Consider the following 22,809-nt stretch of genomic DNA (forward strand, 5'->3'; position numbering starts at 1 on the left):
GGGCCGGGACTCCCGGGCGCACACCCGTGGCCGGGAGCCGGCGACCCCGCACCAGCATTCGCGCCGGGCGGTGGCGACGGCAGTCGGCCGATACGGCTAGTACCTCGTCCCTACTCCCAACAGGCGACTACCGGGCCCTTTTCACGGACTTCACGCTGAAGGCACTCCCGCGGCTCCGCGTGACCGCGGCCTTCCCCACCAGGAGGCATGTTCATGAGCAGCTCAGCCACCTCCCGGCTCGTCGTCGGCGACCGGTTCCGCGACTTCGCCGAGGCCGTCGGCGCCGAGACGTTCTCGCGGCTCGCCCGCTCGCTCGACGCGGGCGACCTGGACACCGTCGAGGGGCCGGTGCGCGTGGTCACCGGCCAGGGTGTCGGGGAGTTCGAGATCTCCTACCTCCAGGACGCCATCAGCCGGCGGCGGCTGGACGACCGGATCGTGCTGGTGCACTCCGCGGGGCAGCCCGCCCGCCGCCAGGAGCTGCACAAGGCCCGCGAGGACAACGTGCTGGTCGCCGGGCTCACACAGGTCGACGACCTCACCTACGAGGCCTCCTTGAGGCTGCACGACCACAACGAACTGCTCGTCGACGTCCAGGACCGGGTGCACGTGCAGGGCATGGTGGCCGTCGAGGCGGCCCGCCAGATGTTCGTCGCGGTGGTGGAGCGCTACTACACGGCACGCTGGCCGCAGCAGCGCTACTACATCGTCCTCAACTCCATGAACACCACGTTCTCCAACTTCCTCTTCCCCGTGGGCGCCACCGTGCGGCTGACGGTGGACGAGTCGGAGGTGTCGGAGCCCAGCCGGCTGATGTTCCGTACGACGGTGGAGGTGGAGCAGGCCGGGCGGACCGCCGCCGCCGTCACCATCGACGCGGCCGCGTTCGCCCCCGGGCTGCTGGAGGAGAAGGAGCTGCGGCGGGCCAAGAGCGCGGTGGCGAGCACGATGGACGCCGCGCTGGCCAGCGCGTGACATGAGGACGCCGACACCGGACATCCAGGCGTTTCCCGCACCGGGACGACTCCCGTACCCGGAGCGGCGGTTCGCCTATCTGGGCCCGGAAGGCACCTTCACCGAGCTGGCCCTGCGGTCCCTCCCTCAGGCCGCGGGCTCCCGGCTGTCACCGGCCGCCACAGCCGCCGAGGCTTTGACGCTGGTGTGCCGGGGTGCCGTGGACGCGGCCATGCTGCCCGTGGACAACACGGTGGCCGGGTTGGTGGCGGACACGGTGCGCGCCCTCGCCGAGTCACCCACGCCGACCGTGCTCAGAGAGGTCGTGCTCCCCGTCGAGTTCGCCCTCCTGGTCCGCCCCGGCACGCGGCTCGCGCAGATCCGCACGGTGAGCGGCCACCCGCACGCCGGGGCGCAGGTCGGCGGATGGCTCGACCGGCGGGTGCCGCGGGCGCGTTGGACGCCGGCACCGTCCAACGCCGAGGCCGCGCGCCGGGTCCGGGACCGGGAGTGCGACGCCGCGGTGGCCGGGGACTTCACCGCCGCGCACTACGGCCTTCAGGTCCTGGTCACCGGGATACAGGACACCGCCGGCGCGGCCACCCGGTTCCTGCTGTGCGCGCGGCCCGGCGGGCGGAGCGGCCCGCGGCCCGCCGCCGACCGCACCTCGCTGGTCGGGCGTCTCCCGGGCAGGCCCGAGGAGCTCGGCGGGCTGCTCGACGGCCTGCGGCGCCACCCCTTCCTGCGGTCCGTGTCCCTGCGGACCGTGTCCGACGGGCGCGGCGGCTCGGTCCTGTTCGCCGACTGCCCGGGCGGCGCCGAACAGGCCGCGACCGCGCGCGCCGCCGGCCTGCTGCGCCTGCGGGTGCCCGGGCTGAGATCCCTGGGGTCGTATCCCTCGGCGACCCATGTCCCGTCGTACGAACGGAGCGAGACGATGCACACCGAGATCACCGGCGAAGCCGGCGGCTCCGCGGACACCGCGTCCGGGGACATCGCCCGGCTGCGCGAACAGATCGACGCCCTGGACCGCTTCCTCATCGGCACGCTCAAGGAACGGCTGGAGACGTCCCGGGAGATCCAGCGGATCCGTACCGGAAGCGGCGGCTCCCAGGTCGACTCCGGGCGCGAGCTCTCCGTAAGGGGCAGGTACGCCGAAGAGCTGGGGGAAGGCGGAGCGGGCGTCGCCGAGGCGCTGCTGGAGCTGTGCCGGGGGCGGTCACCGCGGTGAACCCGCCACCGACGACGTCGTCGTCGCCCCGCCTCCGTCGCGGCCGTGAGGACGTCCTCGCGGCCGCGACGGCCTTGTTCCACGAGCGGGGCTACGACGCGACGAGCATGAGCGACATCGCCGCGCGCCTCGGCTTCACCAAGGCGGCGCTGTACCGGCACGTGAAGGGCAAGGCCGAACTGCGGCGGGCGATCACGCGGCCGGTCCGCGCGGACGTGCGGGCGTTGCTGGCCGCGAGCGCCGCCGTGGCGGGCCGGCCCGTCGACGGGCTCGTCGCGCTGCTGCACGGGTTGGCCGGCGCCGCGGCGGTCCACCCGGGCCGGTACGCCCTCTTCTGGGGACCGGACGGCGAGCCGGGCCCGCGCGCCCCCGACGCCGTGTGCCGTGCAGCGGTGGTCCGGCGGCTGACGGAACTGCTGGAGCGGGCCGTCGAGCGTGGCGACATACGCGGCGACATCGCTCCCCACCTGGCCGCGCGACTGCTCGTCGGCGCCGTCGCCGGGCCGGGCACACCGGTGTCGCCGTCGGCCGTGGACATCCTGCTCGACGGGCCGGTGCGGCTTCTGACCGGCGGGGAGAGCTGAGCGCTGCCCGGCTGCCCGGCTGCTCGCCGGAGCGGTCGCCGGTAGCCCGGCCGGGCACGCCCGCGTCACCGGCGGTCGCGGACGTCCTGCTCGGCGAGGCGGGCCGGGGGCGCTGACCGGGTCAGTGCGCGGCGGACGGCGTGGCGGAGCCATACGTGGACGGGCTCGGTCTCCACCGGAAGGTCGAACAGCTCGATGCCCACGCACTCCCGCGCGCCGGCGGCGAGCGAGTGGGGCATCGCGGTCACCAGGTCGCTCGACGCGATCATCAGCAACGCCTCGCCGTGGTTCGGCACGGTGGCGATGACGTCCCGGCGCAGACCGCGCGCGTGCAGCGCCCCGTCGATCGGGCCCGTCATCAGGCCCTTGCGGGAGACGCTGACGTGCCGTGCGGAGGCGAACGCCGCCGCGCTCACGGGCGTGGCCAGCAGAGGATGTCCTGATCGCGCCACTCCCACGAACCGGTCCTCGAAGAGCGGTTCGATGCGCAGTTCCGGGCTGCACTCGTCGATGACGCCCACCTCGATGTCCACGGCGCCCTCCCGCAGGGGCGCGCTGCCGTGGGTGCTCTCCACCGTGAACGTGAACCGGGCGAGCGGTACCTCCGCGCTCGCCCGGTTCAGCAGCGCCGGAGCCAGCACCGCCGCGTAGGCCTCGTCCGCGACGATGGTCAGGGTCCTGCTGACCTGGGTGAGGTCCTCCTGCCGGCTCGGGGCGAGGAGGGCCTCGGCCTCCCGCATCAGGGCCCGCACCTTCGGCTGGAGCTCCAGCGCCCGCGGCGTGGGAACCAGTCCCCGCCCGGCGCGCACCAGCACGGGGTCGCCGAGAGCGCGGCGGATCCTGGACAGGGCCCGGCTCATGGCGGGCGGGGACAGCGCCAGCCGCTCCGCCGCCCCGGTGACGCTGCCCTCCTGGAGCAGCGCGTCCAGGGCGGGCAGCAGCCGCAGGTCCACGTGGGGTGCCAGGCCGCCGGGCAGCTCGTGGGCCCAGTCACCGTCCTGGCCGGGGTCGTCGACGCCGGTTCCGCTCAAGGCTGCTCCTGGGAAGTGGTCCGCTCCGCGGCATGGGGACGCGGCCACGCTATGACCAGGAGCGCCGCCAGGAGCAACAGCAGGGCGATCCACCGCAACGACTCGGCCATCCCCGTGGTGAACACCTCCCGTGCCTGCGCGGAGAGCAGTGCCGCGGGCACGACGGCCGGCGGTGCCGTGCCCGGTCCCGGCACGCATTCCGGGACGGCGGAATACCCGGGGGTCCAGCAAAGGCTGCTCCTGGCGGGATTTCGTACCGGCGGAAAAGCGCGAGAAAAACCGCGCCGGCGGCAGAACTGAGCAGTACGCCGGGGGACGTCCAGCCGCCGGAAGAACCGGAGAACGGATCCGCCCACGATATTGCCCGTCACCCCGCCGCCGCCGCTCAACGCGGTCCACAGCGCGACGGCGTGACCGCGTTTTCCGGCCATCAGGGCCAGGCCGGTGAGCAGATCTCCTTTTTCGTCCGAAGTGGTCTCCCACGGCTCCGCTCGGAATCAGCAGACCGCCGAAGACGAGGAGATAGCTGTCGACGATCCACAGCGCCTCGGTCGGCGTCGGGTACAGCGCGCCGGACCCAGGGAGGGAGAGGCGCTCATGAGCCGGTTCGCACGGGGCGCCGGGAAGTCGATCCGCTCGAGGAACGAGGACATCACGTCCACCGCCTCACCCGCGACGACCTCAGCGTACTCGTCCACGCCCACGGATTTAATTTTCCCGAAATCCACGGGTACCGCGCAGTGACCGCCGGCACACGCCTCCACCAATTCCTCCGAAGTCCGGGGAACGGTGCGCTTCCTGATGATGTCGAGCAGCTTCGACTGTTCTACGGAGTCCACTCCCTACTGTTCGGCGGCGATATGGTCGAGTACCGCTCGAACCCGGGGGACCGACCGCACGGAAATCCCTGGGTGGGGAATTCGGAAAACCTTCACATTGACTTCGAAGAGTGGCTGGATGAGCAGGTCGAAACCTACGAGAAAACACACCACGCCGATTCCGAGGGCCCGCCCATAAGGAATCCGGAGATCATCAGGGAGGCCTCGACGAGTCCTTTCGTCGCCCAGAAGGACCAGCGCGCCACCTGCCGGTCATGGTGCTCATGATGATGAGCGCCGACCCGTATGCGCACAGCAGCACCGCGAGACGAGCATCGGCTCACCTCCGCGCAGGGGAAAAGATCGGTGCGAGGTGAGGCGGCATTCCACCTTCGAGTTCCACTTTATTGATCGTTCGACATTCAATCCAGTGCGATGTACACAACATGCATTCACTTGGAGTTGAATCGCGGCGTCCGGCCGCACGGCGAGAGAAGTTCAGAACGCAATCTTTACCTGTGAAGTAACGCACGTTTGCCCCAGGGTTTTCGGTCCCGCCCATATACTGCTTGCGCGACGAGCAATCGTTGAATATGCGGCGGCGTGGGCAATGGCGCTTGCGTGCACGTCTTGATGAGTGATGGTCATGCATGACAGGGGGAAATACATGTCTCACGCATCCCGTCCGACGCCCGAAGGATTAGTGACCACTCTCGGCTCCGAGCAGGTGTCAGGCGGCGTGGCGACCAGAACGGTCTCGGCGCTCACTCCGCGGGAGCGTCAGGTCCTGAACGGGATCAAGGAGGGGAACTCCAACAGGATGGTCGCCCGATTGCTCGGCATTTCCGAGCGCACGGTCAAGGTCCATCTGCACTCGATTTTCATCAAGCTGGGCGCGGCATCACGTACCGAAGCGGTTATCGAGGGAATAAGGAGCGGATGTATCAGCCTGCACTGACCCTCTTACACGAGTGGCCCCCGACGGAAAACGCCAGGGGCCACTCGTTCAGGTCGGGGCGAGGTCAGGAATCCTGGTTCGACGACTCGCGGGCGAGCCCGAGGACGAGGCGGGCCGTGGTGTCCACCAGTTCCCTGTCGATCGGGGAACCGAACACGAGCACGCGGTAGTACAACGGACCGAGCAGCAGATCCACGAGGTGGTCGAGCGTGCGGTCGTCGACGACGAGGTCCTGGTCGCGGGTGAGCAGGTGGCGCAGGCCGGCCACATCACGCTCCCGCTGCTCCCGCAGGAACCCGGACCGCAGCGACGCGGCCGTCTCGCTGTCCAGTTGGGCGTGACCGAGGAGGGCCAGCAGCACCTGGCCGGCCGGCTCGTCGAAGAAGTCGGCCACGCGCCGCAGGTGGGAGGTGAGGATCTCCTCGACGCTGCCGTCCTCGTCCACGCGCCACTCCAGGGCCTCGCGGGCGTCGTCGGTGAGGGTGTCGAGGAGGATGTCGACCTTCGACTTCCACCAGCGGTAGATCGTCTGCTTGGCCACGCCGGCGCGCTGGGCGATGCCCTCGATGGTCAGGGCCGCGAAGCCCCGCTCGACCAGCAGGTCGTCCGCGGCGTTCAGCACCGCGAGCCGGACGCTCTCACTGCGGCGTGGGCCGGTTCGGCTGATGACCGTGCTCTTCTCACAGGCAGGTTGTGGTTTCCGCGTGGCGCTGATGGTTCCGCCGACCCTTCGCATCGTGTCCGTCGCTGTGATTCTGGCACAGCGGGGTGCGCCGCGAACCGGTTCGCGGCGCACCCCGCTCAGGCGGCCTTCCGGCCGCTCCGCACCAGGCTGAGCAGGACGCCCAGGGAGAGCGCGGCGACCACGGCGCTGAACGTCTCACCGGCCGGGCGCAGGCTGGTCTCGCGGATCAGGACGCCCACTCCGATCGCCGGCACCGCCAGCATCGAGTACAGGATGGCGAAGAAGGTGGAGACCGAGGCGCCCCGGTGCTGGGGAGCGCTGCGCGTGGTGATGCTGCCGAGGCCGTGGCCGACGGCGACGCCCGTCGCCAGTCCGTTGACCGCGGCCCCGACGAGCAGGGGGGCCAGGGAGCTGGTGGCCATCGCGGCGGCGATCAGGCCGGCCGCGACGATCAGGCCGAGGCACGCCGCGGGCAGGGCGGTGGCGGGCTTGAGAGTGCGGACGAGGAGCTGGCCGAGAGCGGTGCACGCGAAGGCGATGAAGACCACGAGCCCGGTCAGCGAGTGGCTGGACTCGTGCAGCACCGTCCCCAGGAACAGACCCGTCACCGCGGTCAGGACGCCGAGCACGGCGAAGCCCGCGCCCGCCGCCATCGCGGAGCGCAGGAAGTCCGACCGGATCTCGGCCGGGATGTGCAGCGGCTGGAACTGAAGGGAGAAGCCGGAACGGTGGGCGGAGCTCTCCCCGTTCACGATGACACCGAGCGCACCGACGGCGGCGAGGGCGAGCATGACGACCCACGGGGTGCGCAGCGGGGAGGGCGCGAGGTCCGCCAGGATGCCCGCGATCAGCGTGCCGCACGCGAGCCCGCCCATGTTCGCGAACAGCGCGAGTGTGGCGGGCTTGATACGGCGGTGCTGCCCGAGCCGCTCGGTGAGTGAGGCGGTGGCGGCGCCGGTCACCAGGGCCGCCGAGAAACCGGAGACGACCCGGGCGGCGAGCATCGCGGCGACGTTCTCGGCCAGCAGGAAGACCACCGCGGCGCCCACGGACAGCAGGGTGGCCGCGACCAGGACGGGACGGCGTCCCACCTGGTCCGAGAGCCGGCCGAAGACCAGCAGCCCGAGGACGACACCGAGCGCGTAGACGGCGAAGACCACCGTCACGGTGAACGGCGTGAAGCCGAACTCCTCTCCGTAGAGCGGGTAGAGCGGGGTGGGCGCCGTGGTGCCCGCCATGGTGATCCAGAAGGCGAAGGCCACGCTGAACACGGCTAAACCGCCGCCGCGTGCCCTCTCCGGAGCGCCGGTCCCATCGACGGCGCGGACGGTGGAGTTCCCCACTGAAGTGGCCTCTCGTGAGCGGTTGGGTGTGCGGAAGGAACGGTGGGCGCGGCAGAACCGAGACTTACCGTTGCGTCTAATCTGGAGATTAGACTAGTCGTCGCGTCTATTCAATTGCGCCGGCGTGACAGGGAGATGACGAACGCGTCGGCCGGGACGGCCCTGGATGCGGCGCCCTCCCTCACGATGGCCGCGGAGCCCGTAGGCCAGGTGCCCGGTGGGCCGGCGGCTCGGAACACAGGGGATGCGCCGGCCCGCACACCTGGACGCCGGCTGCGGGCCCACCCCGATCGGCACCGCGCCGCGGCTGGTCACCGAGTGGCTGCGGCACCCTCCGCACCGGCCGTTCTTTGCAGGTCAGCGTGTCATTTACGTTCCGCTGGTGTCCGTGGCTGTACGGGGGGCCTCTATGTCCTCGGGGAGGCGGGGTTCGTAGAAGGTGCCGTCGCGGAGCATGGCGAACGGGACGCTGATGCGTTGATGGGCCAGTCGGAGGAGGGCCTGGGTGCGGGTTTTGCCGGGGGCTCGTTGTTTGTCGTAGTAGGTGCGGGAGGCGGGGTCGGCGTTCATGCAGACGAACGCGGAGAGAAACATGGCGCGTTCGAGTTGCCGGTTTCCGCTCCGTGGGGGCGTGTTCGCCGTGGATCGAGGTACCCGACGACTTGTGGCCGGGGCGAGACCGGCGTAGGAGGCGAGGTGGGCGGCGGTGGGGAAGCCGGTGCCGTCGCCGACGGTGACCAGCAGGACGGCGGCGGTCCTGACGCCGACGCCGGGCCTCGACGGACCGGGGTCGGCCTGGCGGTGCCCCGCATCACTGCCCATTAGGGTGGGCCTCCAGCAGGGCGTTGATCTGGGCTTCCAGAGCCCGGCGCTGGGTGTGGACAGCGGCGAGCGAGGCGGCCAGGGAGGGCACGACGATGTCGAGGGTGCCGGTCGAGGCGAGCTGGTCCACGATCACCAGGACGGTGCCGAACTTCGCGTGAACTCGTCGAAGACGGCCCGCAGCTTCGGCTCGCTGTTCGGCAGCTGCTTGTCGAAGACCTTCTTCCCTGCCGGAGTCAGCCCGTGGCCGTGATGGCTGCCCTTGCCGACGTCCAGGCCGAGGTACACGCCCACGTCTTCGGTGTCGAACATCGCGCCCTTCCCAGGGTGTTGACGGTGCCGGCCTCGGCAGCGGTGTCGTACGCGCGCATCCACGTCATGCAGACCTGCCGCCCGCGAGCTGCCCGGCATTGCGCCGGACCGGGCGGCGGCCGGACCTCCCATCTGCGTCTCCGACAGCACCTCCCGGGCCCGAAGGCCAGCGGCCCCGTTGCGGAACCGCGGAAAACATAACTGTGAGAGTTCTTCTGCGGCCCGGGATGGGTTGCTGCCAGGCTCGGCGCTCGTGATCTGGCATGACTCGAAACATAACTGGCGTCCCGTGAGGGGCTGCCGTTCCCCCGAGATGTCTGCCGGACACGGGCGTCGGCCTGGCCCACCCGTTGGCTTGATCAGCAGCTTGTCCGCCTTCCGGCGTGACTCATCACAGTTCCGCCACGTGGTGACTCCACCCAGGCCGACGCCGTCACGGTCGTCCGCCCGGAGGAGAACAGCCGCATGACCATGCTCGCAGAACACGTCGATGGAGTCATCGGCGTCGACACCCACCGCGACACCCTCGCCGCAGCTGCCGTCAGCCCTATAGGCGCCGTCCTGGCCAGCACCGATTCCCCGGCCAACGCCCGCGGCTACCGACGGCTGCTGGACTTCGCCCGCCGGCAGGTCCCCGGCCGCCGCTGCTGGGCCCTGGAAGGCATCGGCAGCTACGGTGCCGGCCTCGCGGTCTTCCTGGACCAGGCCGGAGAGCAGGTCGTCGAGGTCTGCCGCCCGAAACGAGCAGCCAACCGCGGAGGCCGCAAGACCGACATGCTCGACGCCATCCGGGCCGCCAAGGAGGCCCTGGCCACCGAGCATCTGATCCAGCCCCGCCTCCGCGGCGAACGCGAGGCACTGCGGGTGCTGCTTGCCACCCGTCACGGCTCGGTCCTCGCTTCCACCGCCGCGATCAACCAGCTCAAGGCCCTGATCGTCTCCGCTCCGGACGAGCTCCGGGCGGAGCTGCGCAAGCTCAAGCGCCCTGCCCAGATCGCTTACTGTGCTCAGTTCCGCGACCGCCCGGCCCAGGATCTCGAGCACCGGATGACGGTGAGGGCCATGCGGTCCACGGCCCAGCGCGTCCAGGCCCTGCAGGCCGAGGCCAAGGAGCTCGAAACCGCGATCCTCACCCTGGTGCGGCAGCAGGCCCCCGAGCTTCTCGGCCTGCTCGGAATCGGACCGATCACCGCCGCCCAGATCTTGGTCAGCTGGTCTCACCAGGGACGGTTCCGCTCGGAAGCCGCCTTCGCCGCCTTCGCCGGTGTCTCGCCGATCCCTGCCTCGTCCGGGCTGACCAACCGACACCGTCTCAACCGCAGCGGCGACCGGCAGCTCAACCGGGCCATGCACACGATCACCCTGATCCGGATGCGACTCGACCCCTCAACGAAGACGTACGTCGCACGCAAGATCGCCGAAGGGAAGACCTCCCGTGACGCCCAGCGATGCCTCAAGCGGGTGATCTGCCGCCAGATCTTCAAGATTCTTGAGCGCGACGACCGGAACCGACTCGGCAACGTCGAAGAACTCGCTCAAGCGGCTTGACACGACATAGCAGCCTCGGGGAATCCGTGGGTGTTGCCGTCAGGAGTCGGACGGCTGGCACTGGTGCCATTCCTCGGCCCGCCGGTCACCGCGGCGTTTGTCGAGCCACCGTGTACGCCGTTGGGCCGGTGAAACCTGCCCCTGTGCCATCGAGCATGTCCAAGACCTCGAAGCCGGCGCCCTCCGCGTAGCGTTCCAGTTCGCGGGGGAACAGGACGCGTCTGCGGATCTCGTCACGGGCCTCGTCGCCCGAGGGGAGGGCCCAGTGCCGGTGCATGGTGTTGATCTGGGTCCGCAGGTCCCACGTGTGGCGGATGGTGACGGTCGCAGGTCCCGTCCGGGTGTCGACCGTGGCGGTGGTCGGCTCGGTCCGAGTGATCGGGGCAACAGGGGAACACAGCACAAGCAGCGCGCCCGGCCGGGCGTGGGCCGCGAAAGTGGCGAAGACCTGGCCGATGTCGTTGTTGTCGTGCACGTAGGCGAGGCTGTTGCCCATACAGGTCACCACGTCCATGCGCTTGCCGAGTCGCACGGTGCGCATGTCGCCGGTGCGGATGTCCAGCCCCGGCCGGGCCTGGTGAGCGTAGTCGACCATGCCGGGTTGGAGATCCACGCCGATGCACTCGAAGCGCTGGGCCAGGATCTCCAGGTCCCGCCCGGTACCGCATCCGAAGTCGACCAGGGTCCGGGCGTCCGGGCTGTGCAGCTCGATCAAGGTCCGGCACATCTCGGCGCTCGTGCTGTCGGACTGGACCACGTCGTAGAGTGCCGGATCGCGGTACAGGAGGTTGGTGGCTTCCACGTGCTCGGCTTCCGTCTCGAGGCTGGTCACATGAGGCTTCGCAGCCCGATCTCCAGGGCGAGCACATCGCACAGCAGATCGGGGACGACCGGCGCGGAGTCGGCGTTCCTCCGTGCCTGGGCGAGAGCCTTGCCGTCAACGTAGCCGAGGTCCACCAGGATGGACTCCTTCAGCATGTCGTCCAGAACGGGCAGTCCGCAGGACCGCAGTCCCTTCTCCAGGACGGCCAGGAAGTTCTCCGGTTCGGTCGGCGCGGCCACCCACTCGGGCAGCCCGGCCCGCCGGATCCTCTCGCGGAACAGCGCCTTCCCGCGCTTGTGCTGGTGCGGTAGTTGCTCCATGAACCGCACGATCCGCGGGTGGGCGAGCGGGCTCACCGGCCAGATTCCGGCCCGGAGGAATCCGGGGTTGTGCATCCCGAACGCCATCAGGGTCGGTACGGGCAGCACGGGGATAGGGGCCAGGTGCTCGTTGGCTTCGGCGAGTGCTCGGACTGCTTTGCTGCCGAGCCACGGCACGGGGTGCGGCGTCGGCAGTTCGGCCCGCGTCCTGGAGTGGTGGGCGTTGATCTCGTCCCCGCCGCTGCCCGTGAACATGACCTCGCACCGCCGGGCGGCTGCCTGCTCCCGCACGACATCGAACGCCTCCTGGTAGAAGGCTCCCGCCGGATCGTGCGGCTTGCGCAGATCGCGCACGCCTCCGGCGCAGAAGGGTGGGTGCTGCATGGCGGGGGTGGCCGTGTCCCGGAAGCCGCAGTGCTCCACAAGGGCCCGACGCCGCTCGCTCTGTTGCCTGCCGGTGCTTCCTCCCACCAGCAGGCCGAAGCTGTACACCTCGGGGAAGCGAGCTGCTTTCACGGCCAGGGCGACGTTGCCGGAGTCCGCACCGCCGGACAGCTCAACACCTACGCACCCGGTTGCCGTCGGTGCCTGGCGGATCACGTCGGTCAGCAACTCGTCCAGAGCCATGAGTGGATCGACGCCGGGCCGCAGCGTACGTGGCTCAAGTACGTGTTCGGCGGGGTCGGGGTAGCGGATGCCGAGTCCCGAAGGGGTGAACGTGGCCGCTGCCCGTTCGGTGAGGCGGTAGACGCCTTCGAAGAGCGTCTCGGACGTGTAGCGGTGCTGCCTCGACAGCGTGCGGGCGACAACGCGCGGCACCAGGCGGTCGGCCTGTACATACGGTCGCAGTAGTGTCAGGTCCCAAGAGGCGTGGAGCTCGCCGGCCTTCTCTGCCAGGTAGAGCGGGGCTGTGCCGAAGACGCTCGCCGTCAGGCGGGCTTGTCCGGGCTCCATGGTGAGGGCAACGAAGTCGGCCTCGTCCCGTTTGCACTCCTTCACACTGACCCGTACGCGCGGCGCTTGGTCGTCGTTGACCTCCATGACCAGAGTGGACACGTTCGCGGGCTCGATCCAGCTCTCGCCGTTGATCCAAAGTCCGCCCTGTGACCTCCACTTGGGCTCCTGGAGGTCGGCCAAGCGCAGACGCATCGACAACATGTAGTCCCCTTCCTATGTCGTGCGGCGGGGCGGGGCCGCGAACGGCCCCGCCCCACATGGCGTCAGCCCTTGATCACTTGCTGCAGTGGTCGCCGTTGTTGTCGCCACCGCCCGGCATCTTGTCGAGCAGCGCGGCCTCCACGGCCGGGACGCCGGTGATCAGGTCGCCGGTGAACAGCTCGTCCACGTTCATCGTTTTCTCCCTTACGGTTTTCAGTGGACTCCGCAGCGGATGCTGCGGAGTTGGACCCGTCCGGCTGCCGGACCCTTGCGAAGAAGGCAGCCGGACGGGGTGCCCACCGCTGCCGGCGGCGGGCCCTCCCTCGTCACAGGTGGGGAGCCTGGATGCGTGACGGGGAGGAGTCAGGTGGGTGGGGATGCGGCGGCCACACATAGGACGAAGCCGACCGATCCCGAGATGGTGATGATCAGGAGTGGTCCGGCATAGCGGCCGACGGCTGCGGCCAACCGGTTCACAACCGCTCTCCGCGGCTGCGCTGGTTGGCCTCGCGTACTGCGACGCTCAGCTTCTCCGCGCCGCACTCGGGCGTGGCACCGCCGCGCTGCAAACAGAGACATGGCGAGAACCGGTTCGAACCCGGCGGCAGGTCCGCGCTCTCGTAGGTGTCGATCCTCAACACCCCGTCCAGGCCCCGCTCCTCGGTCATCCGGGCCAGACGGGCCCGTGCTTCGCTTCTCATCCCTCAGCCCTTCAGACGACGGCTGCGGCGAGGACTCGCCGTTGCCTGTTGGCTCTACGCAACCGCACGACCACGCTCAGCGGTAGCGTTGCCGCATCACCAGGACTTGAAAGCCTTGAAAGTTCGCGAGGCCACGGGGAGTTGAGGGCATGACCAAACGTGAACCCAACGTGGCGCTCGGGCGCCTGCTCGCCGAGAGCCGCTGGACTCACCGCCAGTTCGCACGGGCGGTGAACCGCGTCGGTACGGAGACCGGAATCCCTCTGCGTTACGACGAGTCGGCCGTGAGCCACTGGCTCGGTGGAACCGTCCCTCGCGGCGCGGTGCGCGCATGCATCCTCGAAGCTCTCTCCCGCCGCCTCGGCCGCCCCGTCACCCATGCCGAGGCCGGGCTGCCCGTTCCACGCGATCACTCCTTCGCGGCTGCGGATACCGTGGAAGGGGTGATCGACCTGGGGAGGCTGGATATGGACCCGTCCCGCCGCAGTGTCCTGGGGGCCGGCCTGTTCTCCGTGGCCGTCACCATTCCCGGCTGGCCTGATGTGGTCGGGCGGGCCGATGCCGTCCAGTCCGGCCGCACGACACGCATCGGCATGAACGAAGTGGACATGGTCGTCGCCATGACCGAGCGTGTCTCGGAGCTGGACGACGAGTTCGGCGGCCGTCACGCACGCCCCATGGCTGCCTCGTTCATGGTCAACACCGTGGCCTCCTACCTGCGCGCCGACGCACCCGAGAACGTACGTAAGGCCATGCTGTCCGCCGCCTCGGACCTGCTCTACCTGACCGGCTACATGGCCGTGGACGAAGGGCTGCACGGTCTCGCGCAGCGCTACTACGTCAAGGCCCTGGAGTTGGCGGGCGCGGCCGAGGACCACCTGACGTACTGCACCACCCTGCGGGGCATGAGCGTCCAGGCAGTCGACCTCCGCCACGGGGCGAAGGCCATGGAGCTGGCCGACGCCGCTGCCGCCGCCTCCCCGAAAGCCGGACCCCGGATGCTGGCCTTCCTCGTCGGCCAGCAGGCACACGCCGCCGCGCAGACCGGCGACCGCACGGGCGCCCTTCGCTACATCCGGGAGGCCGAGGCGGCCATGGACCGTGCCGAGTCACGCGGAAAGGCGTTCGGCTCATACGACCCTTCATCACTCAACTACCACGTCAGCCAGGTCCGTTACGAACTCGGAGACAAGGCCGGAGCCGTCGAAGCCATGCAGCAAGCGGACCGGCTCCGCCCCAGCGTGTACCAGCGCACACGCGTACACCGTCGTGGCCTGTTGGCAGAGCGGCAGTTGGAACTCGGCCACCTGGAAGCGGCCTGCGCCACCTGGCACCAGGCCCTCGGCGACTACCCCAAGGTGCAGTCCGGCCGAGCCGACGAGCGTGTGAAGGCGATGTTCGGTCTCCTGCGCCCTCACCTGAAGAACGCGGCGGCCCGCGACCTGTACGACCGCGCACGGACGATCGCCCGACCGTCGCTGGTCACCTGATCCCCGTCGCGCAGGGGTGGCCGTCGGTCGCGGTGACGGAGGTGGTGTCGGTGCCCTTGTCGCCGTCGATGTCGATGGATCACGGCGGGCGCACTCACCGACTACTGGGTCTGGGCGGGTGACGTGACCACCGACGGGCTCTGACCCCACGGTCATGACCCGACAGACATGTGGCGCCGGGTAACGCCCGGCGCCACAGTCGTCGGCCCACGGCACCGACGTCACGAAGCCGAGGGCCTGACCGGCGCGTAGGCCCGCTCCGGTGCAGCACAGGCTTGAGGATGCGTGACGATTCCCGCACTCCGGGGCCGTGACATACGGTGTGCGAATCCTCATCGATCAGTCGGACGAAGCACGAACGTCCACGAGCAATGGAGACGGCATGGGTGGACTGGTTGCCCTGACCCTCTTCGGGCTACCCGTGATCGCCATGGGTGTCATCGCCTTGCGGGACTCCCTCCGACTCCGGACCAGGGGTGCGACGGCGACCGCGTACTACATGGACCGATCGCGAAACGGCGCCACGTACATCAACTGTTCGTTCACCACCCCGGACGGCAGACGGATCGAACGGGGCTATGCGCACAGCGGTGTCGGCCTGCGCCCAGGCGACGCTGTGGAGATCGTCTACGACCCGGCCAGGCCCCGCAACAGCTGCCTGGCCGAGGAGAGGTCCACGAACTGGCGGCTCGGAGCCTTCTTCGTGTCCATCGGCGTGGGACTCACGGGCTCCGGGCTGGTCGGTCTGGCGTTCAGGCTTCTCTGACGCGTGGCCATCTCCGGGCGGTGTTCATCAGCGCTGGCGCTGTTCGACCGCTCGTGCGTCCCTGGCTAGACCTCGTCGTCCTCCCGGAACTCCGTCACCCGCTCCAGCAGGATCGTCTCCCAGGCACGGCGCAGTCGGGTGCGGAGTGGGGGCAGGGGGGTGGTGGCGTGGCCGGTGAGGCGTTCGGCGAGGTGGACGACGGTGTCGCAGCGGGCGAGCCAGAGGCCGCGCAGGCAGGGGCGGGCGCCGTAGCCGGCGAGGGTGGCGGCGCGGACGGCGGCGCCGGAGCCCACGGCGAGCGCGAGGCCGGCGATGTCCTCGGCCGGGTCGCCGAGGACCGCGCCGGTCCAGTCGAGGACGCCGCGTACCCGCCCGTCGGCGCTGACGACGAGGTGTTCGCCGCGCAGGGCGTGGTGGACGAGGACGGCGGTGGCGGGCTGGGCGGCCAGCTGGGCCGCTCCCGGCGGGGTGAGCTGGTGCAGGCGGGCGGGATCGAACTCGTCGGCGCGGGCGAGGTGTTCCGCGGCGGCCACGGCCATGCGGCGCAGGGCCTCCAGCGAGCGGGGCGCGGCACGCGGCACGCCGAGGGTCTCGGCCTGGCGGGACGGCACCTCGCGCAGTCCGGTGAGCAGTCCGGCGAGGTCGGCCTCGCCGAGGGCCGACACCTCGTGCTCCTCGCCGGTTCCGCCGGGCACCCTGGTGTCCAGGGTGTAGGTCAGGCCCGGCGACCACTCACCGTGGGCGACGCTGGTGGGCACCGTGACGGGGACGTGCGGGCGGACGAGGTCGCGCAGCCGCAGTTCGCGGCGCTGGCGGACGGCCGCGTCCCGGTCCGGGGCCAGCCGCAGCACATGGCGGGTGCCGACCCACCACGCGCACCGCTCGCCGGCCTCCTCGTGGACGGGCCGTACGTCGGGGCCGGCGGCGCCGCCCGCGCCGTTCCTGCCCCTGGTGCCCCCCACGCCCTCCTCGAGGAGGGCGTGGACGAGCCGGCGGACGGTGTCCGCGGTGGGGGTGGGTGCCTGGGTCATGGTCGCGCCGTCGCCGTTCGGGTGGGTGCCAGGGCTCCTGCGGGGGTTCAGTCCACTATGACCAGTTCGCGGGTGGTGTCGTTGAGGCGGCGGCCGCCGTCCTCCGTCACCGTGACGATGTCCTCGATACGGACCCCGAAACGGCCGGGCAGGTAGACGCCGGGTTCGACGGAGAAGCACATGCCGGGCACGAGAGGCTGTTCCTCGCCCTCGATCATGTACGGCGGCTCGTGCGTGGTGACACCGATGCCGTGGCCGGTGCGGTGGATGAAGTGGGCGCCGTGGCCGGCGTCGGCGATGACCGCGCGGGCGGCCCGGTCGACCTCCTGGCAGGCGACGCCGGGCCGGACCGCCCGGAAGCCGGCCTCCTGGGCCTCGCGCACGAGGTCGTGGATGCGGCGCTCCTCGTCGGTGGGTTCGCCGACGTGGACGGTGCGGGAGGTGTCGGAGCCGTAGCCGTCCTTCAGGCCGCCGAAGTCGAGGACGACCATGTCGCCGTGTTCGATGACGCGGTCGCCGACCTCGTGGTGCGGGTCGGCGCCGTTGGGACCGGAGGCGACGATGGTGAAGTCGACCTGGGAGTGGCCGAAGCGCCGCAGCAGGTCGGCGAGGTCGGCGCCGACGTCGGACTCCGTGCGGCCGGCGAAGGGGACGTTGCGGATCTCCTCGAAGGTCCGGTCGGCGGCCGCTCCCGCCGCGGCCATCAGCTCCAGCTCGGCCGCGTCCTTGACGGCCCGCAGCATCGGCAGGGCCTCGGTGAGGGAGGCGTAGGAGCTGCCGGGGAGGACCTTCTGGAGGCCGAGCAGGTGCATCGCCCAGGCGTTGTCGCTGACGCCGTACCGTCCGCCGGTGCCGAGAAGGGCCGCGGTGGTGGTGTAGGGGTCCGTGCCGTCGGTCCAGTCCCGCAGGGTCAGGGCGGGAGCGCCGGTCGCCTTCGCGGCGTCGGGGGCCTCCAGGGTGGGGACGACGAGGACGGGGTCCCGGCCGGGGGCGAGGACGAGCAGGGTGAGCCGTTCGGTGGCGGCGGGGGGAGCGTAGCCGGTGAGCCAGACGAGGTCGGGGCCGGGCGCCACCAGCAGGCCGGCCAGTCCCGCGTCGTCGGCCGCGCGGGCGGCCCGCTCCATGCGGGCCCGGTAGTCGTCGGCGGTGAAGGGCGCGGGCGTGCTGCCGGTCATCCGGGCCTCCCTGGCGGGCTTCCTTGAGGCGTGGTGCTACGGGCAGCATCCTGCCCGGACAGCGGGTGCGACGCGACCCGGTCGACACGGACGACGACGGGATTAACGGTCGGAGATTGCTTTCCCATTAGATCTGATGGTTGGATCGCCGTGCCCTGTTGGTCCATCACGTCAGGAAGGCCCACCACCGTGCTCGTACTCGCCCATATCAGCGATCTGCACCTGGACGGGAGCCCCCGGGCGACCGAGCGGGCCGAGCGGGTGCGCGACCGGCTCCGGAGCCTGCCGGGGAGGGTGGACGCGCTGCTGGTCACCGGGGACATCGCGGACCACGGGGCGGAGGCGGAGTACGAGGAGGCCGCGCGGATCCTCGGCCTGCGCGACCCGGACGGCCCCTTCCCGGTGCTCACCTGCCCGGGCAACCACGACCGCCGCGCGCCCTACCGCAAGGCCCTGCTCGGCGAACCGCCCTCCGACGGGCCGGTCAACAGCGTCCAGGTGTTCGACGGCGGTGCGGTGCTGATGTGCGACTCCAGCATCCCCGGCGAGGACGACGGGGCCCTGACGGACGACACGTACGACTGGATCGAGCAGACCCTCGACGAGGTGGGCGAGGACGTGCCGGCCCTGCTCGCCCTGCACCACCCGCCGGTGGCCCTGCACCACCCCCTGCCCGACGCGTACCGGCTGGGCGATCCCGGCCGGCTGGCCGCGCTGCTGGAGCGGCGGCCGGAGATCGCCGGGATCATCGCCGGCCACGCCCACACACCGGCCTCCACCGTCTTCGCCGGCCGGCCGCTGGTCGTCGGGCCCGGGGTGACGTGGACGCTGCGGCTGCCGTGGGAGGGCGATCAGGTCGCCGACCGGGAAGCGCCGGTCGGGCTGGCCTTCCACGTCCTGGACGACGAGCGGCGGCTCACGAGCCACTTCCGGGTGGTCGTGTGACCGTGCGCGTCCGGCGGTGTGCGGGGCCGGCCCCGCCGGACGGGTGGGTGACGCCGGACGGTCCGGTGACACCGGACGGCCGCGTGACGTCGATGGCCGTCTGACGCCGGACGCCCGGTGGCGCCGGACGGCCTGCGGGCGGCGGGCGGCCCGCGGGCGCTCCCGTCAGGTGACGACTCCCGGGATCACGGTCAGCTGCTGGTAGCCGCCGCTCTCGTGCCGGACCGTCAGTTTCACCTCACGGCCCGGCCGGGCCTCGTCGACCGCCCGCGCCAGGTCCGTCGCCGAGTCGACACGGGTGCGGCCGAACACCAGCAGGACGTCGCCGCGCACCAGTCCGGCCGCGTAGCCGGGGCCGGGGACGTGGACGGCGACGATCTCGGCGCCCGCCTTCTCCGCGTCCACGGCCTCCACCCCCAAGGTGGCGCCGGTGGAGTCCCGCGCCGGGGCGGACCCGGTCGAAGCGGACGGGGCCGGGCGGTCCGGGGCCGACGCGGCGCCCGGGCCTCCCGGTCCGTGCTGCGCGGCCTGCCGTTGCAGCTCGGCCAGTCTGCTCATGGCGATCACGCTCGCCCCGACGGTTCCGAGCCCGACGCCGGACAGGACCAGGACCGCGCCGGCGAACAGCCCGAGCAGCAGGGTCGTCAGTCGCCGGCCGCGCCGGGGCGCGGCGTGCGGGCGGTGGGCCGGGCCGCCGGAGCGGTCGTCGCCGGGCTCCTGTCCGGGCATGGGCTTGGGACGCAACGCCATCTGTTCCATCGATCGCCTCCGGCTGGTGCCCTACCCGGCGCACCGGCGCACCACGAGCCACGAACGAGTGAGACTGACGGCCGGGCCGCCGGCCCCGCACACTCACCTCCTCGCACACTCACCCCCGCGCCGACAGCACCCGCGCCAGGGCCGCCGCCGCGCCCGTCGGCGTCCCCGAGTGCACGAGTTCCACCCGGTGGACGAGGTGGGGCGCGGTGAGGGGAACGGCGGCCGCTCCCGGCACGCCGGCCGCCGCCGAGCGGGGCAGGAGGGTCAGGCCGTGACCGGCCGCGGCCAGGGCGGTCAGGGCGCGGACGTCGGTGCCGTCGTAGCGCAGGGCGGGGCGGAAGCCGGGGCCGCCGTGGGCGGCCCGCAGGGCGGGCAGGGGCAGACCCGTGTCGGGGGCGTCGATCCAGCGGGCGTCGGCGAGGTCGCCCAGGCGCCCTTCCTCGGCACCTGCGGCGGCTTCCAGCACGCCCTGCTGGAGTTCGCCCGGAACGCCTGCGGGCTGCCGCACGTGGCGCACGCCGAGAACGACCCCGGCGCCGGGGACTTCCTCATCGAGCCCCTGGCCTGCTCCCTCGCGGGGCACGAGGACACCGTCGTGCTGGAGCCGGACTCGCTCGCCCACTCCCTGTTCGGGGCGGACCGCACGGTCGAGCGGTACTCCTGCCACTACGGGCCGTCCCGCCACCTCGACACGCTGAGCGCCCACGGTCTGCGGTTCTCCGGGCGGGACGCGACGGGCGCCGTACGGATGGCGGAACTCCCCGGCCACCCCTTCTTCCTGACCTCCCTCTTCCAGCCGGAGCTGTACGGCGACGGCTCGCGCCCGCACCCGATGGTCCGGGGGCTGGCCCGAGCCGCGGCCGAGCACGCCGCACGCCGGTCGGCGGGCCGGCCCGTGTGATCGGCGGTTCCGCCCGGGTGAGGCGTCAGCCCACCGGCAGGAACGGCGCGGCCGGCGCCACGGGGGCGACGAACACCGAGCCGGCGCCGGACAGCGCCCGGACGCCGGGGGCGGGGGCGGAGGCGGGGGCGGGCGGCACGGGGAGGGCCGGGGGGCGGTCCGGCAGGAAGCCGTGGGATCGGCGGGCCAGGTAGGCGGACTTGTAGCGGTCCACCTCGCGATGCCAGTTCAGGATGCCGGACAGCCAGTTGCGCAGGTCGGCCACGTATCCGTCCATCGCCGCACGGCCCTCGGCCGACAGGTCGAAGTCGTCGTAGAGGACGGGCAGTTCCTGCGCGGCGACGTGCTCGAACTGCTGCATGCGCTGGGTCATCAGGTCGTGGACGACGCCGAGCGCGGCCGGGTAGTCGCAGCCGAAGAAGTTCTGCACGACGAGGATCGCGTTGTGGACCTCGCCCTCGTACTCGATCTCCTTCTGGTACGAGAAGACGTCGTTGATCAGGCAGCCGTAGTCGATGGCGGAGTTCTCCAGGGAGCGGACGGGGCCGGTGCGGTAGATCTCCGGCGGGACGGCGGGGCCGTGGCCCATGCGGCACAGGCTGAGGGTGAGGTCGGAGCCGAAGGTGGCGCGCCGCATCTCCAGGTAGTCGACCGGGTCGGGGACACGGTGGTGGAGCTGGTTGGCCAGCTCCCACACCCAGCTCTCGGTCATCTTGTCGACGGATTCCTTCAGGGTGCGCCGCTGGTCCGGCGTCATGTCGGCCGTGGTGCGGGCCCAGAGGTCGATCAGGGAACGCTCCATGGCGTTGGCGGGGACCCCGGGCGGCTCCTCGCCGTCGAGGGTCATGCACGCGGAGAGCCGGGCCGTGGTCAGGCGGGCGGCGGCCAGGTCGCGGCGGTGGCCGTGGACGAGCGGGTAGTAGTCGTCGCCGTACGTCCCGAACGCCAGCCACGCGGCGCTGAGGTCGAGGGCCTCGGGGGAGGCGTCGGGGTCGAGTCCGGCCGAGCACAGGGCGAGGTCGCAGGAGGCGAGTCTGTCCTCGTCCCAGACGCCCTCCGCCAGGATGCCCATGCGGTGGCTCCACTCGACGAGGCGCTGCCGGGCCCCGTCGAGATGGGGGCTCAACTGCACCGGGAAGGGCATGTGGAAGTCGGGCAGCCGGGACGGGCCGACCTTCTGGTACGGCACGTGGGTGTGGGCGCGCAGGCGGTCGGCGGCGGCCGAGGCGAGCAGCGCGCCGACGTCGGAGGCGGAGGTGCCGGGGCCGCTCGCCGCCTGCCAGAGGGGTGTCGGGGCCGCGTTCTGGTTCATGTAGCGGCTGGAGCGCAGGTGCCACTCGTGGCCGCCGGACTGCCAGTCCTGGAGTCCCTTGGTGTAGGCGGCGATCGCGGCGGTCTCGTCGGGCCGCAGCCCGTTCTCCAGGGCCAGGGCGGGCACTTCGGTGAGGGCCGTGTGCTCGAACTGGTGGAGGCGGGAGGTGAGGATGTCGTTGACGGTGTCGGCGGCCTCCTGGGTGGTGCAGCCGAAGAACGTCTCCAGGACGAGCACGCCGTTGCTGTTCTCGCCCTCGTCCTCGACCTCGCGCTGGTAGGAGAAGAGGTCGTTGCGCAGGTGGACGGCGTCGGAGAAGGTCTCCATCAGCACCCGCAGCGGCCTGGACTCCGCGACGGCGCCGGGGACCTCGGCGGTCGCGTACTCGACGAGGCCGGCCGACCAGGGGGCGCCGCCCACCTTGCGGCGCATCTCGATGTACTCGACGGGGTTGGCGATGCGCCCCTCGTTGATGTTGGCGAGCTCCCACATCGACTCGTTGAGCAGGTGTTCGGTGGCGACGGCGAACCGGCGGCGCCAGTCGGCGGACATCGCCGGCACCGTGCGCGCCCACAGGTCGGCGAGGCCCGCCTCGACCGGGTTCCGCGGCTCGGGCATCGCGGTCGACAGGTCCTGCGGCATGAACAGCGGCAGCCGGTCCAGGTGTGCCTTGCCGGCGGCGCGGTCCGGGGTGCGCTTGAACATGTCGAGGAAGTGGTCGTCGAAGAAGAACACCCACACGTACCAGTCGGTGATCAGCGACAGGGCGGGGCCGTCGCAGTCGGGGTGGGTGTAGGCGCACAGCAGGCCGTAGTCGTGCGCCTCCAGGTCGGCCTGGTCCCAGATCCCCGATCCCTCCAGCATGCCCATCTCGCGCGCCCACGCCGTCGAATGGGCGCGGGCCTCCTCGACGTGCGGGTTCAGCCGCGCGGGATACGGCATGTAGAAGTGCGGGAGTTCGAACGGCTGAGTCATGGCCGGGCCCTACCCGCGGCCCCCCACGGGCATCCCCGGCACCACACATGATCACACCATCGCGTGAACGTGCCGGGAATGCGTGCGAGACGCGCGCCCCTGGTGGGCGTCCCGGGCACGCACCCGGTGGGTATCCGGGGCACGCCCCGAGGCGGGGGCGGCCGGGG

The 22,809-nt window shown here is 71.3% G+C and carries 24 protein-coding genes and 1 pseudogene; 10 read left to right on the forward strand and 15 right to left on the reverse strand.

What is annotated here, in order from left to right; all coding sequences use genetic code 11:
* Positions 1-213: 213 nt before the first annotated feature.
* Genes ACFYWQ_RS11780 through ACFYWQ_RS11790 form a run of 3 tightly spaced genes read left to right on the forward strand, consistent with a single transcriptional unit; the run spans position 214 to position 2,769 of the window.
* A complete protein-coding gene (locus ACFYWQ_RS11780; RefSeq protein ID WP_389515248.1) occupies positions 214-975 on the forward strand; it encodes an AfsA-related hotdog domain-containing protein in 762 nt (253 codons plus the stop codon).
* Position 976: 1 nt separating this feature from the next.
* The gene (locus tag ACFYWQ_RS11785; protein ID WP_389515249.1) at positions 977-2,185 is read left to right on the forward strand and encodes a chorismate mutase; all 1,209 of its coding nucleotides are present in this window, start codon (positions 977-979) and stop codon (positions 2,183-2,185) included.
* Positions 2,182-2,769, forward strand: a complete 588-nt coding sequence (locus ACFYWQ_RS11790; RefSeq protein ID WP_389515252.1) for a TetR/AcrR family transcriptional regulator — start codon at positions 2,182-2,184, stop codon at positions 2,767-2,769. Before ACFYWQ_RS11785 ends, ACFYWQ_RS11790 begins: the two co-directional genes overlap by 4 nt.
* Before the next feature lie 65 nt (positions 2,770-2,834).
* Here ACFYWQ_RS11790 and ACFYWQ_RS11795 read toward each other — a convergent pair whose 3' ends face one another.
* Positions 2,835-3,800, reverse strand: coding sequence for a LysR family transcriptional regulator (locus ACFYWQ_RS11795; protein WP_389515254.1), 966 nt, complete (start codon positions 3,798-3,800; stop codon positions 2,835-2,837).
* Positions 3,797-3,961, reverse strand: a complete 165-nt coding sequence (locus ACFYWQ_RS11800; protein ID WP_389515256.1) for a hypothetical protein — start codon at positions 3,959-3,961, stop codon at positions 3,797-3,799. The genes ACFYWQ_RS11795 and ACFYWQ_RS11800 overlap by 4 nt, the downstream gene beginning before the upstream one ends.
* 579 nt (positions 3,962-4,540) lie before the next feature.
* On the opposite strand from ACFYWQ_RS11800, the gene ACFYWQ_RS11805 reads away from it, so the two are divergent.
* Together ACFYWQ_RS11805 and ACFYWQ_RS11810 are read left to right on the forward strand one after the other, a co-directional pair.
* A complete protein-coding gene (locus ACFYWQ_RS11805) occupies positions 4,541-4,906 on the forward strand; it encodes a hypothetical protein (protein ID WP_389515258.1) in 366 nt (121 codons plus the stop codon).
* 415 nt (positions 4,907-5,321) lie between these two features.
* Positions 5,322-5,576 (forward strand): response regulator transcription factor, encoded by a 255-nt coding sequence (locus ACFYWQ_RS11810; protein WP_389515259.1) that lies wholly within the window; start codon positions 5,322-5,324, stop codon positions 5,574-5,576.
* 64 nt (positions 5,577-5,640) lie between these two features.
* Here the strand turns inward: ACFYWQ_RS11810 and ACFYWQ_RS11815 are convergent, their stop codons facing one another.
* The 5 genes from ACFYWQ_RS11815 to ACFYWQ_RS11835 form a co-directional block, all read right to left on the reverse strand.
* Positions 5,641-6,198, reverse strand: coding sequence for a TetR/AcrR family transcriptional regulator (locus ACFYWQ_RS11815; protein WP_389515260.1), 558 nt, complete (start codon positions 6,196-6,198; stop codon positions 5,641-5,643).
* Between the two features lie 179 nt (positions 6,199-6,377).
* Entirely contained in the window at positions 6,378-7,532 is a 1,155-nt protein-coding gene (locus ACFYWQ_RS11820) for an MFS transporter (protein WP_389515262.1), read from the reverse strand.
* Between the two features lie 441 nt (positions 7,533-7,973).
* Entirely contained in the window at positions 7,974-8,426 is a 453-nt protein-coding gene (locus ACFYWQ_RS11825; protein ID WP_389515264.1) for a transposase, read from the reverse strand.
* Positions 8,416-8,556 carry a hypothetical protein gene (locus ACFYWQ_RS11830; protein WP_389515266.1) on the reverse strand — a complete coding sequence of 47 codons (141 nt, stop codon included), beginning with the start codon at positions 8,554-8,556 and terminating at the stop codon, positions 8,416-8,418. The genes ACFYWQ_RS11825 and ACFYWQ_RS11830 overlap by 11 nt, the downstream gene beginning before the upstream one ends.
* A 2-nt stretch (positions 8,557-8,558) precedes the next feature.
* Positions 8,559-8,738: a transposase gene (locus ACFYWQ_RS11835; RefSeq protein ID WP_389515268.1), complete on the reverse strand. Its 180-nt coding sequence runs from the start codon at positions 8,736-8,738 to the stop codon at positions 8,559-8,561.
* Between the two features lie 465 nt (positions 8,739-9,203).
* On the opposite strand from ACFYWQ_RS11835, the gene ACFYWQ_RS11840 reads away from it, so the two are divergent.
* Complete coding sequence (locus ACFYWQ_RS11840; RefSeq protein WP_389515270.1) at positions 9,204-10,286, forward strand: IS110 family transposase; 1,083 nt, start codon at positions 9,204-9,206, stop codon at positions 10,284-10,286.
* An 85-nt stretch (positions 10,287-10,371) separates the two neighbouring features.
* On the opposite strand, the gene ACFYWQ_RS11845 is transcribed toward ACFYWQ_RS11840, so the two are convergent.
* From ACFYWQ_RS11845 to ACFYWQ_RS11855, 3 genes are all read right to left on the reverse strand, one after another.
* The gene (locus tag ACFYWQ_RS11845) at positions 10,372-11,118 is read right to left on the reverse strand and encodes a class I SAM-dependent methyltransferase (protein ID WP_389515272.1); all 747 of its coding nucleotides are present in this window, start codon (positions 11,116-11,118) and stop codon (positions 10,372-10,374) included.
* The gene (locus ACFYWQ_RS11850) at positions 11,115-12,587 is read right to left on the reverse strand and encodes an asparagine synthase-related protein (protein ID WP_389515274.1); all 1,473 of its coding nucleotides are present in this window, start codon (positions 12,585-12,587) and stop codon (positions 11,115-11,117) included. The genes ACFYWQ_RS11845 and ACFYWQ_RS11850 overlap by 4 nt, the downstream gene beginning before the upstream one ends.
* A gap of 473 nt (positions 12,588-13,060) precedes the next feature.
* Positions 13,061-13,288 (reverse strand): hypothetical protein, encoded by a 228-nt coding sequence (locus tag ACFYWQ_RS11855; protein ID WP_389515277.1) that lies wholly within the window; start codon positions 13,286-13,288, stop codon positions 13,061-13,063.
* A gap of 149 nt (positions 13,289-13,437) precedes the next feature.
* Between ACFYWQ_RS11855 and ACFYWQ_RS11860 the strand changes: the two genes are divergently transcribed.
* Entirely contained in the window at positions 13,438-14,778 is a 1,341-nt protein-coding gene (locus tag ACFYWQ_RS11860; RefSeq protein WP_389515279.1) for a tetratricopeptide repeat protein, read from the forward strand.
* Positions 14,779-15,160: 382 nt separating this feature from the next.
* Positions 15,161-15,544 carry a DUF3592 domain-containing protein gene (locus ACFYWQ_RS11865; RefSeq protein ID WP_389515281.1) on the forward strand — a complete coding sequence of 128 codons (384 nt, stop codon included), beginning with the start codon at positions 15,161-15,163 and terminating at the stop codon, positions 15,542-15,544.
* Positions 15,545-15,609: 65 nt separating this feature from the next.
* Here the strand turns inward: ACFYWQ_RS11865 and ACFYWQ_RS11870 are convergent, their stop codons facing one another.
* Positions 15,610-16,575, reverse strand: coding sequence for an aminoglycoside phosphotransferase family protein (locus ACFYWQ_RS11870; protein WP_389515282.1), 966 nt, complete (start codon positions 16,573-16,575; stop codon positions 15,610-15,612).
* Between the two features lie 47 nt (positions 16,576-16,622).
* Positions 16,623-17,750 carry an aminopeptidase P family protein gene (locus ACFYWQ_RS11875; protein WP_389515284.1) on the reverse strand — a complete coding sequence of 376 codons (1,128 nt, stop codon included), beginning with the start codon at positions 17,748-17,750 and terminating at the stop codon, positions 16,623-16,625.
* A 189-nt stretch (positions 17,751-17,939) separates the two neighbouring features.
* On the opposite strand from ACFYWQ_RS11875, the gene ACFYWQ_RS11880 reads away from it, so the two are divergent.
* Positions 17,940-18,695 carry a metallophosphoesterase gene (locus ACFYWQ_RS11880; protein ID WP_389515285.1) on the forward strand — a complete coding sequence of 252 codons (756 nt, stop codon included), beginning with the start codon at positions 17,940-17,942 and terminating at the stop codon, positions 18,693-18,695.
* A 165-nt stretch (positions 18,696-18,860) separates the two neighbouring features.
* On the opposite strand, the gene ACFYWQ_RS11885 is transcribed toward ACFYWQ_RS11880, so the two are convergent.
* Positions 18,861-19,454 (reverse strand): PDZ domain-containing protein, encoded by a 594-nt coding sequence (locus tag ACFYWQ_RS11885; protein WP_389515287.1) that lies wholly within the window; start codon positions 19,452-19,454, stop codon positions 18,861-18,863.
* Positions 19,455-19,563: 109 nt separating this feature from the next.
* Complete coding sequence (locus tag ACFYWQ_RS11890) at positions 19,564-19,971, reverse strand: LysR substrate-binding domain-containing protein (RefSeq protein WP_389515288.1); 408 nt, start codon at positions 19,969-19,971, stop codon at positions 19,564-19,566.
* On the opposite strand from ACFYWQ_RS11890, the pseudogene ACFYWQ_RS11895 reads away from it, so the two are divergent.
* A pseudogene (locus ACFYWQ_RS11895) lies at positions 19,885-20,355 on the forward strand (hypothetical protein); the annotation flags it as partial. The gene ACFYWQ_RS11890 and the pseudogene ACFYWQ_RS11895 overlap by 87 nt on opposite strands.
* Before the next feature lie 25 nt (positions 20,356-20,380).
* Here ACFYWQ_RS11895 and cyc2 read toward each other — a convergent pair.
* Positions 20,381-22,642 (reverse strand): germacradienol/geosmin synthase Cyc2, encoded by a 2,262-nt coding sequence (gene cyc2 / locus ACFYWQ_RS11900; RefSeq protein ID WP_389515290.1) that lies wholly within the window; start codon positions 22,640-22,642, stop codon positions 20,381-20,383.
* Between the last annotated feature and the right edge of the window lie 167 nt (positions 22,643-22,809).

It is taken from the genome of Streptomyces sp. NPDC003247 (assembly GCF_042888135.1).
Lineage (GTDB): Bacteria > Actinomycetota > Actinomycetes > Streptomycetales > Streptomycetaceae > Streptomyces.

Excerpts from the sequence above, each read along its gene's own strand:
- ACFYWQ_RS11860 (WP_389515279.1), top strand. The coding sequence starts at position 13,438 with ATGACCAAACGTGAACCCAACGTGGCGCTCGGGCGCCTGCTCGCCGAG.
- ACFYWQ_RS11885 (WP_389515287.1), bottom strand. The coding sequence starts at position 19,454 with ATGGAACAGATGGCGTTGCGTCCCAAGCCCATGCCCGGACAGGAGCCC.
- cyc2 (WP_389515290.1), bottom strand. The coding sequence starts at position 22,642 with ATGACTCAGCCGTTCGAACTCCCGCACTTCTACATGCCGTATCCCGCG.
- ACFYWQ_RS11835 (WP_389515268.1), bottom strand. The coding sequence starts at position 8,738 with ATGTTCGACACCGAAGACGTGGGCGTGTACCTCGGCCTGGACGTCGGC.
- ACFYWQ_RS11850 (WP_389515274.1), bottom strand. The coding sequence starts at position 12,587 with ATGTTGTCGATGCGTCTGCGCTTGGCCGACCTCCAGGAGCCCAAGTGG.
- ACFYWQ_RS11840 (WP_389515270.1), top strand. The coding sequence starts at position 9,204 with ATGACCATGCTCGCAGAACACGTCGATGGAGTCATCGGCGTCGACACC.
- ACFYWQ_RS11875 (WP_389515284.1), bottom strand. The coding sequence starts at position 17,750 with ATGACCGGCAGCACGCCCGCGCCCTTCACCGCCGACGACTACCGGGCC.
- ACFYWQ_RS11870 (WP_389515282.1), bottom strand. The coding sequence starts at position 16,575 with ATGACCCAGGCACCCACCCCCACCGCGGACACCGTCCGCCGGCTCGTC.
- ACFYWQ_RS11785 (WP_389515249.1), top strand. The coding sequence starts at position 977 with ATGAGGACGCCGACACCGGACATCCAGGCGTTTCCCGCACCGGGACGA.
- ACFYWQ_RS11825 (WP_389515264.1), bottom strand. The coding sequence starts at position 8,426 with ATGGGCAGTGATGCGGGGCACCGCCAGGCCGACCCCGGTCCGTCGAGG.
- ACFYWQ_RS11865 (WP_389515281.1), top strand. The coding sequence starts at position 15,161 with ATGGGTGGACTGGTTGCCCTGACCCTCTTCGGGCTACCCGTGATCGCC.
- ACFYWQ_RS11780 (WP_389515248.1), top strand. The coding sequence starts at position 214 with ATGAGCAGCTCAGCCACCTCCCGGCTCGTCGTCGGCGACCGGTTCCGC.
- ACFYWQ_RS11855 (WP_389515277.1), bottom strand. The coding sequence starts at position 13,288 with ATGAGAAGCGAAGCACGGGCCCGTCTGGCCCGGATGACCGAGGAGCGG.